Below are 9,181 nucleotides of genomic sequence, written 5' to 3' on the forward strand. Positions count from 1 at the left end.
GATACCGTGGCCGGTGTGAACACGAATGACACCGTCGTCGACCTCGAGCAGCTGCGCGAACGCGTCCGTTCCCTCATGCCGAAGGTCGTCGAGGACCTCAAGGATCTGACCCGCATCCCGAGTGTTTCGCTCGGCTCCTTCGACCAGACGCAGGTTGCTCGTTCGGCCGAGGCCGTCGCCGAGCTGTTCGCTGCGGAGGGCATGGACGTGAAGGTGGTGGCCGAGGGTGGACGCCCCGCCGTCATCGCCCACAAGAGCGGCCCGGCCGGAGCCCCGAGGGTTCTCATGTACGCCCACCACGACGTGCAGCCGCCGGGCGCGGACGCAGATTGGGACACGCCGCCGTTCGAGCCGACCGAACGCGCCGGTCGTCTCTACGGCCGCGGCGCGGCGGACGACAAGGCCGGTGTCATGGCGCACCTGGCCGCAGTCCGCGCGTGGGGAGACGACCTTCCCTGCGACGTCACCCTGTTCATCGAGGGGGAGGAGGAGATCGCCTCCGACTCCCTGCCGGCCCTGCTGGAGAAGTACGCCGACGAGTTGCGCTCCGACGCGCTCGTCCTCGCCGACTCCGCGAACTGGGCCGTCGGTACGCCTGCCCTCACGACAACGCTGCGCGGCACGGTGCGTGCGGTCGTCACCGTCCGCACGTTGAAGCACTCGGTTCACTCGGGGATGTTCGGCGGAGCCGCGCCCGACGCCCTCACGACGATGTGCCGCCTCATGGCCGAGTTGCATGACGCAGAAGGCAACGTCGCGGTACCTGGTCTCGATGCGTCCGAGCACACCGAGATCGAGTACGACGCCGACCAACTGCGCTCGGACGCCGGCATGCTGCCCGGCACGCAACTCATCGGCACGGGTCCGCTCACGTCTCGCCTGTGGCTCAAGCCTAGTATCACGGTCATCGGCATCGATGCCCCGGGCGTTGACGTGGCGAGCAACACCCTCACCGCGAGTGCGCGCGCCAAGCTCTCCCTGCGCGTCGCGCCAAGCCAGGATCCGCAGGCGGCCTTCGACGCGCTGAAGAAGCACCTCGAAGACGCGGCGCCGTGGGGCGCCGAGGTCAACGTCGAACTCGACGAGTTGGGTGCGGGCTTCTCCGCCGACGCGAACGGTCCGGTCTACGAGGAGGCGCGTGCGGCCTTCGCGGACGCCTGGCAGAACGAGCCGGTGGACGTCGGCATCGGCGGTTCCATTCCCTTCGTGTCCCTCTTCGCCGAGATGATGCCCGACGCGGCACTCCTCGTCACGGGCGTGGAGGACCCGGACACGCGCGCACACGGCGCCAACGAGTCGCTCCACCTCGGCGAGTTCGAGAAGGTCTGCCTCGCCGAGACCGTCCTCCTGCAGCGGATCGCCCGACGCCTCGGATCTGAGTGAACCTCCACTCGAGCGTGAGCCTCACCCTCGCCCCCTCCGCGGTGGACGAGAGTGAGGCTCTCCTGTGGGTGGCCCTCGTCGTCGGGATCGCCCTCGCGCTCGTGCCGTCGACGTATCGGTGGGGTCGCCATGGGGTCACAGCCGTCCACGAGGCGGGGCACGCGCTTGTCGCGCTGCTCGCCGGACGACGGCTTCGTTCGATCCGACTCCACCGTGACTCCTCGGGAGAAACGGTGAGTGTCGGACGTTCCGGCGGACCCGGTGTCGTCCTCACCCTCCTCGCGGGCTACCCGGCGCCCTCCCTCGTCGGGCTCAGCGGGGTGTGGGCCGCCCGACACGACCACGTCGAGGCCTGGGTACTCGTGCTCCTCGTCGTGCTCGGAGGGACGCTGTTCCTGCTGCGCAATGTCTTCGGCGTCGTCGTCATGCTCGCCGTGCTGGCCGGTCTCGTCGCCCTGCGCCGCTGGGCCGAACCCGAGCAGGCGCTCGCGGCGTGCGCGCTCGTGTCCGCCTTCCTGCTCGCTGCCGGTCTGCGTGGGGCACTCGAACTTTTCGCCTCCCGCGTCGGAGGCAACGACGCCTCCGCGCTCGCCCAAGCCACCCACCTGCCCGCTGCTCTATGGAAGACGACCTTCGTCGCTGTGGCCCTGGCTGCCGCGGTCGCAGGCGCCTGGGTGCTCGGCCTCCAGTGGCCCGCGGTTTCCGGATGACCACCCCGGCGGGCGTACAGTGGTACACCGGGAACACGCACGCGCGTGCCGCTGTTGCCCTACACACGGCCTGGAGACCACCAGGACCGAGGACGTGAGAGAGGATCGATCCACGATGACTGTGGAGACGAACACCCAGACCGAAACCGGTACGCACGGCGTCAACCTGAGCGACGTCGCGGCCTCCAAGGTGAAGAGCCTGCTCGAGCAGGAAGGACGCGACGACCTGCGTCTGCGCGTCGGCGTCCAGCCCGGCGGGTGCTCCGGCCTGATCTACCAGCTCTACTTCGACGAGCGCACCCTCGACGGTGATCTCGTGCGCGACTTCGACGGTGTCGAGGTCGTCGTCGACCGCATGAGCGCGCCCTACCTCGAAGGCGCCTCCATCGACTTCTCCGACACCATCGAGAAGCAGGGCTTCACCATCGACAACCCCAACGCCGGCAGCTCCTGCGCCTGCGGCGACAGCTTCAGCTGATCCTTCCCTCGCTGCGTTGTCCGGTCTGAACCCCTCGCAAGCTCGGAGTTCAGCCTCGGTGCGACACAGCTTCGGGCACGACGCGCGAAAGCCCACCCCTTGTGAGTTTGCAAGCTCACTCCCACCGGGGTGGGCTTTTCGCGCGTCGTGGCGTCCGCTTCCAGCGTGGTCCTGTTCGTGACGAGGGCCGTACTGAATTCGTCCGAGGGCGGTCGCTCGTGCGGCAAACGCGCGTTCGGTCGACCCGGGGGCGTCCCAGTGCGCGTCAGCGTCGGCGATTTTCGACGACGTGGGCGCCCGTCCGCGCACCCGCGATAGGTTGGCCCACGTGAAGATCGCAGTGACGGGTTCCATCGCAACCGACCACCTCATGACGTTCGACGGGCGCTTCGCCGACTCGCTCGTCGTCGAGCAACTCGACAAGATCTCGGTGTCGTTCCTCGTGAACGACCTGCAGATCCGGCGCGGGGGAGTGGCCGGCAACATCGCCTTCGGCCTGGGCAACCTGGGCCTCCGCCCCGTCCTCATCGGTTGCGTCGGCGCGGACTTCGCTGATTACGGCTCCTGGCTCGAGCGCCACGGCGTCGACATTTCCGAGGTGCGCACGTCGGAGACGCACCACACCGCACGTTTCGTGTGCACGACCGATCGCGACATGGCCCAGATGGCCTCGTTCTACCCCGGCGCGATGTCCGAAGGGCGCGAAGTCGAGATCGGCCCCATCTCCGAACGCCACGACGGCTTCGACCTCGTTCTCATCGGCGCCCACGACCCCGAGGGCATGCGCCGCAACACCGAGGAATGCCGACGCCGCGGCCTCCCGTTCGTTGCTGATCCCTCGCAGCAGCTCGCCTTCGCCGACGGCCCCTTCATCCGCGAGATCATCGACGGTGCCGACTACCTGTTCACCAACGAGTACGAGTCGCACCTGACCGAGCAGAAGACCGGTTGGAGCGGCGAGGAGATCCTCGAGCGCGTCGGTGTGCGCGTCGTGACGAAGGGCAAGGACGGCGCCACCATCCTGCGCAAGGGAGAGGAGCCGATTCACGTCGACGTCGCCGCCATCTCGGGGGCCGTCGACCCGACGGGCGTCGGCGACGCCTTCCGCGCCGGATTCCTTGCCGGGCTGTCGTGGGAGCTCGACCTCGCCCGATGCGCGCAGGTCGGCTCGGTCCTGGCCGCGCACGTCATCGAGACCGTCGGCACCCAGGAGTACGTCCTTCGCCAGGAGACCTTCCTCGAGCGTCTGCGCGCGGCGTACGGCGACGATGCCGTGGCCGACGTCCAGGCGCACCTGAGCTGCCGTCGTCCTTGAACCCACTCGACCTCACGAGCGAGTGGGATTTCTCGCTCGCCCGTTTCGACCTCGACGACGACCTCGTCGCGCTGGGCGCCGACCTCGCCCCGGGCACGATCGTTGCGGCCTACGCGCACGGCGTCTTTCCCATGGGGCTGGGGGAGGGCGGTGCCCCACCGATGGGGTGGTGGTCCCCGCAGGAGCGGGGCGTCCTGGAACGCGACGCCTTCCACGCCTCCCGGTCACTGCGCCGTTCGGCACGTGCCTTCGAGGTGAGCTTCGACCGCAACTTCGCGGGCGTCATCGCAGGGTGCGCCGATCCTTCCCGTGACGGCGCCTGGATCACGTCCGAGATCGCGGCCGCGTACACGCGCCTGCACGAACTCGGGGTCGCGCACTCCGTCGAGGTCTGGGACGACGGCTCCCTCGTCGGGGGCCTCTACGGTCTGGCCATCGGAGGGCTGTTCGCAGGGGAGTCGATGTTCCACCGCGCGACCGACGCCTCGAAGGTCGCTCTCGGCGCGCTCGCGCACGCCGTCTACGAGCGTGACGACGTGCCGAGGCTCATCGACGTCCAGTGGCGCACGCCGCACCTCGGCAGTCTCGGGGTCACGGAAATCGCACGTGACGCGTACCGTGCTCGGCTGCCCCAGCTCGTCCACGCCCCGCCAATCGCGGCGTTCGGCGGCTCGGGCCGCGGCCGTTAGTGAATCGTTAACGCCCAGTACCGACCCCCACCCTCAGTGCCACCTGTGCCTGGGATAAGGTCTTACCGTGCCTGGTTTGGATCTGCGGAAGGTGGACGCTGTGCGTCGGCCCCTTGAAAAGACGAGCCCAGCGCGGCGTCGTCGGATTGCTGCTGTTGGTCTCGGTGGAGCTGCGCTGCTCCTGTCGGCGTGTTCGCCGCGCGTCGAGCGCGGTTACCTGCCGCACGGCGTCACGAAGAACGCCAACGAGGTCATCGACTTCTGGCTCGGTACTTGGTACTGGACCTTGGCTGTCGGTGTCCTCGTCTGGGGCCTGATCTTCTGGTGCATCGTGCGCTACCGCCGTCGCAAGAGCGACACCGGTTTCCCGGCGCAGATGCAGTACAACGTGCCGCTGGAGATTCTCTACACGGTCGTGCCGATCGTCATGGTCGCCGTGCTCTTCGGCAAGACCGTCGGCCTCGAGAACAAGCTCCTCGACACGTCGCAGAAGCCTGACGTCACGATCAACGTCGTCGGCAAGCAGTGGAGCTGGGACTTCAACTACGCCGACGAGAAGGTCTACGAGACCGGCGTCATGGCGGACATGAAGGCCGGCAAGCCGGGCGCCGAGAAGGGTCTGCCCACGCTGTACCTGCCCGTGAACAAGCGCGTCGAGTTCGTGCTCACCACGCGTGACGTCATCCACACGTTCTGGGTGCCGCAGTTCATGCAGAAGCTCGACATGATCCCGAGCCGCGTGAACCGCTTCGCCGTCGACACGACGGAGGAGGGCACGTTCAAGGGCAAGTGTGCCGAGCTCTGCGGTGCGTACCACTCGCAGATGCTCTTCAACGTCAAGGTCGTCTCCCAGGAGGAGTACGACAAGCACATGGACGACCTTCGCAAGCAGGGTAAGACGGGCTTCCTGTCCAACTCCCTCAACCGCGCCAGCGTCGACCCGAAGGACCAGCAGTTCCTGCCGGACGGTCTGGACTCGTCCGACATCGTCAAGGAGGGCAAGTAATGGCATCCGTCGCCACCCCAGCGGCTGGAACCGCGGAGCGCCCCGATGGACGGCGCCCTGAGGACTTCCACGCAGGCCGCACGGTTGTGAAGTGGATCACGACGACCGACCACAAGGTCATCGGCAACCTCTACTTCATCACCTCGTTCATCTTCTTCCTCATGGGCGGCGCCATGGCGCTGGTCATCCGCGCTGAACTGTGGGAGCCCGGCCTCCAGGTCGTGGACAACCCCGAGCAGTTCAACCAGATGTTCACCATGCACGGCACGATCATGCTGCTCATGTTCGCGACGCCGCTCTTCTCGGGCTTCGCGAACGCGCTCATGCCGCTGCAGATCGGTGCACCCGACGTCGCGTTCCCGCGACTCAACATGTTCGCTTACTGGCTCTACCTCTTCGGCAGCCTCATCGCTGTCGGCGGCTTCCTCACGCCGCAGGGTGCAGCCTCGTTCGGTTGGTTCGCGTACGCGCCGCTGTCGAGCTCGACGTTCAGCCCCGGCCTCGGTGGAAACCTCTGGGTCTACGGCCTCGCGCTGACCGGTTTCGCCTCGATCATGGGTGCGGTCAACTTCGTCACGACGATCGTGTGCATGCGTGCACCGGGTATGACGATGTTCCGCATGTCGATCTTCACGTGGACGGTGCTCATCACCTCGATCCTCGTGCTCCTCGTCTTCCCGGTTCTCGCCGCCGCTCTGTTCGGCCTCGGCCTCGACCGCACCATGGGTGCCCACGTCTTCGACTCGGAGACGGCCGGCGCCATGCTGTGGCAGCACATGTTCTGGTTCTTCGGTCACCCCGAGGTCTACATCATCGCGCTGCCTTTCTTCGGCATCATTTCCGAGATCCTGCCGGTGTTCTCGCGCAAGCCGATCTTCGGTTACAAGACGCTCGTCTTCGCGACGATCGCCATCGCGGCCCTCTCGGTCTCGGTGTGGGCTCACCACATGTACGCAACCGGTCAGGTGCTCCTGCCGTTCTTCGCGGTCATGACGATGCTCATCGCCGTGCCGACCGGTGTGAAGTTCTTCAACTGGATCGGCACCATGTGGGGCGGTTCGCTCACCTTCGAGAACCCGATGCTGTGGGCGCTGGGCTTCCTCGTGACCTTCCTCTTCGGTGGTCTCACCGGTGTCATCCTCGCCAGCCCGGCGCTGGACTTCCACCTGTCCGACTCCTATTTCGTGGTCGCGCACTTCCACTACGTCATCTTCGGCACCGTGGTGTTCGCGATGTTCGCCGGCTACTTCTTCTGGTGGCCGAAGTTCACGGGTCGCATGCTCAACGAGACCCTCGGCAAGATTCAGTTCTGGATGCTCTTTGTCGGCTTCCACATGACGTTCCTCATCCAGCACGTCCTGGGTGTCGAGGGCATGCCACGTCGTTACGCGGACTACCTGCCGGAGGACGGCTTCCAGTTCATGAACCAGGTCTCGACCGTCGGTTCGTTCCTGCTCGGCGCGTCGATGATCCCCTTCCTCTACAACGTGTACATCACGTGGAAGAAGGCGCCGATCGTGAGCGAGGACGACCCGTGGGGCTTCGGCGCGTCGCTCGAGTGGGCCACCTCGTGCCCCCCGCCGCGTCACAACTTCAACAGCATCCCGCGTATCCGTTCCGAGCGTCCGGCGTTCGACCTGCACCACCCCGAGGTCGGTGTCTTCTCGGTGCTGCCTTCGCCTGAGACGGTCAACCAGCTCGACCGAAAGGGCACCAACGCATGAAGACTTCGGCCAAGCTCTTCCTCTACCTCGGACTCTTCTACGTTCCGCTGATCTTCATCTACGGTCACTTCACGGAGTGGTCCGAGCCGGTCGGCGCCGTGGGTCTGGCCCTCAGCGCCGGGTTCGGCCTCATGATCGCGGGTTACTTCGCGATGACCGACCGCAAGATGGACCTCGACCCGAGCGACAAGCCCGAGGGTGAGATCAACGAGGTCTCCGGCGAGGTCGGCTTCTTCTCGCCGTACTCGTGGTGGCCGCTGTGGCTGGCCGCGTCGATTTCACTCCTCGCCCTCGGCCTGGCCGTCGGTTGGTGGATCGTCTTCGTCGCAGCTCCGCTGGTCGCCCTGGCCGTCGTCGGTTGGGTGTTCGAGTACTTCAGCGGAGAGCACGCGATCTGATCGCTTCCTCGCAAACGAAGGGCCGTACAGTTCTGAACTGTGCGGCCCTTCGGCATGCCTGGTCGCGAGAGCAAGTGTGAAGCGACATCGGCCTCGTACAAGCTGTGGGTTTGAGGTCAGAAGCGCGCTGAAGGGTGGTCTGCGAAATCTGACCAAAAACTTACCGTTCGTTTCGGCCACCTCGTGACGATGCCGGGTGAGACTCGACGAGTCCCATCAACTCGTGGAGGTTGCCATGTCCGAGCGTTTCACGCACCGTGAAGTCCGAGGAGATGCTGCGCCGCTCAACGGCGGCACCCCGAAGGGGAAGCGGCGAGTTCAGCCCGCGCCGGTAGCGCTGTGGACCTCTACCGCGCGCGGACGCGCTTTGGGCCGATGGGCGACGGCGTGCTGCGCTGCGGTCGTGCTCACGGGGTGCAGTGGGGAATCGGGGCCGGCCGCGTCGAGCGGGGACGTGGCACCGTCCGACATATCTCGAATCGCTTCCGGAAACGCATCGTCCTCCAAGACGACCAGCGCACCATCGAGTACGTCATCGAACACGAATGGCCAGAGTCGTGAGCTCGTCGTCCCGGACGCAGCCAAGGCCCACACCCACGAAGGTGCCAAGGCGTTTGTGAAGTTCTACTGGGAGACGTTGGGAAGCCTGGACAAACGTCCGAAGTCCGGCGTGATTCCCAGGCTATCGGCTAGCTCATGTGAGGCGTGCAAGATGCAAGAAGAGGCTGTCCGAGCTCTGCTGCACACTGATGCTCATTACGAGGTGAAGTCTGATGTGATCAGCCGACTGACGGTGCGCCCCGATTCGACAGCCGACTCCGTTGTTGTTCGATTTCACGAACGCTCGACGGGGCGCGTCCGAGTCGAAGGGGAGGAGCGATCGGCTGAGGGTGACATAGATCAGGACTCCGCTATGCGGGTTGATTGGACTCCCCGCGGCTGGGTGATTGGGGAAGTGGGTGCAAAGTAGGCGCGGAGGGCTAATTGCAGCGGGCTTAGTTATTGGGTTACCTACACTCGGACTAGTTCCAGATGCAGTCGCAGCGGGTCCTTGTCGCGCAAGTCGTGGGTGCATGACGAAAAGTGGAATTACGGTCGTAGTCACAACTCCTGGGGTCGCTGTACGGAAGGCTGGCACCCTGCCGGAGCGTTCCCGTGTGGGCCTTCCGTCGCATGCCGGTCGAGGGTCACCGAAGATAACTCCAACCCTATTGAGTACGCGTGGTGCGAGGGGAACTATTCGGCTGCCTTCGGGTGTTGGCCTGCAGAGTGCAGCAGAGTTGCCGCTGATCACGGAGGACCCGTGCATTACGGCTGACACCGTGGCGAAGTATTCATGCGTCCGTACGAGGATGAGCGGCGTTGAGGCGGGCGTCGACGGGCGTGTCAGATGGTCTGTGTAAGCCGTACCGAGAGGAACGGTAAGAATCATGACCATGACCGACGAGAAGAACCCAGGCGAGCCCTCGGGCCAGGAC

Annotated in this window: 8 protein-coding genes; all 8 read left to right on the plus strand. The window is 65.7% G+C overall.

All coding sequences use genetic code 11. The features are described from left to right. Positions 1–15 precede the first annotated feature (15 nt). The 8 genes from D1832_RS06515 (at position 16) to D1832_RS06550 (ending at position 7,703) form a co-directional block, all read left to right on the plus strand. Positions 16–1,383: a dipeptidase gene (locus tag D1832_RS06515; protein ID WP_274541952.1), complete on the plus strand. Its 1,368-nt coding sequence runs from the start codon at positions 16–18 to the stop codon at positions 1,381–1,383. A 14-nt stretch (positions 1,384–1,397) separates the two neighbouring features. Next, the gene (locus D1832_RS06520; RefSeq protein WP_182434695.1) at positions 1,398–2,093 is read left to right on the plus strand and encodes a M50 family metallopeptidase; all 696 of its coding nucleotides are present in this window, start codon (positions 1,398–1,400) and stop codon (positions 2,091–2,093) included. A gap of 115 nt (positions 2,094–2,208) precedes the next feature. Further along, positions 2,209–2,571: an iron-sulfur cluster insertion protein ErpA gene (gene erpA / locus D1832_RS06525; RefSeq protein ID WP_118913144.1), complete on the plus strand. Its 363-nt coding sequence runs from the start codon at positions 2,209–2,211 to the stop codon at positions 2,569–2,571. A gap of 328 nt (positions 2,572–2,899) precedes the next feature. Further along, a complete protein-coding gene (locus tag D1832_RS06530) occupies positions 2,900–3,886 on the plus strand; it encodes a carbohydrate kinase family protein (protein ID WP_241510897.1) in 987 nt (328 codons plus the stop codon). Further along, a complete protein-coding gene (gene aat / locus D1832_RS06535) occupies positions 3,883–4,575 on the plus strand; it encodes a leucyl/phenylalanyl-tRNA--protein transferase (protein ID WP_241510898.1) in 693 nt (230 codons plus the stop codon). Before D1832_RS06530 ends, aat begins: the two co-directional genes overlap by 4 nt. 100 nt (positions 4,576–4,675) lie before the next feature. Next, the gene (ctaC, locus tag D1832_RS06540; protein ID WP_241510899.1) at positions 4,676–5,581 is read left to right on the plus strand and encodes an aa3-type cytochrome oxidase subunit II; all 906 of its coding nucleotides are present in this window, start codon (positions 4,676–4,678) and stop codon (positions 5,579–5,581) included. Next, the gene (gene ctaD / locus D1832_RS06545) at positions 5,581–7,305 is read left to right on the plus strand and encodes an aa3-type cytochrome oxidase subunit I (protein WP_118913146.1); all 1,725 of its coding nucleotides are present in this window, start codon (positions 5,581–5,583) and stop codon (positions 7,303–7,305) included. The genes ctaC and ctaD overlap by 1 nt, the downstream gene beginning before the upstream one ends. Further along, complete coding sequence (locus D1832_RS06550; RefSeq protein WP_118913147.1) at positions 7,302–7,703, plus strand: cytochrome c oxidase subunit 4; 402 nt, start codon at positions 7,302–7,304, stop codon at positions 7,701–7,703. The genes ctaD and D1832_RS06550 overlap by 4 nt, the downstream gene beginning before the upstream one ends. Positions 7,704–9,181: the final 1,478 nt, after the last annotated feature.

Source organism: Dermacoccus abyssi, from assembly GCF_003515945.1.
Taxonomy (GTDB): Bacteria; Actinomycetota; Actinomycetes; order Actinomycetales; family Dermatophilaceae; genus Dermacoccus; species Dermacoccus abyssi.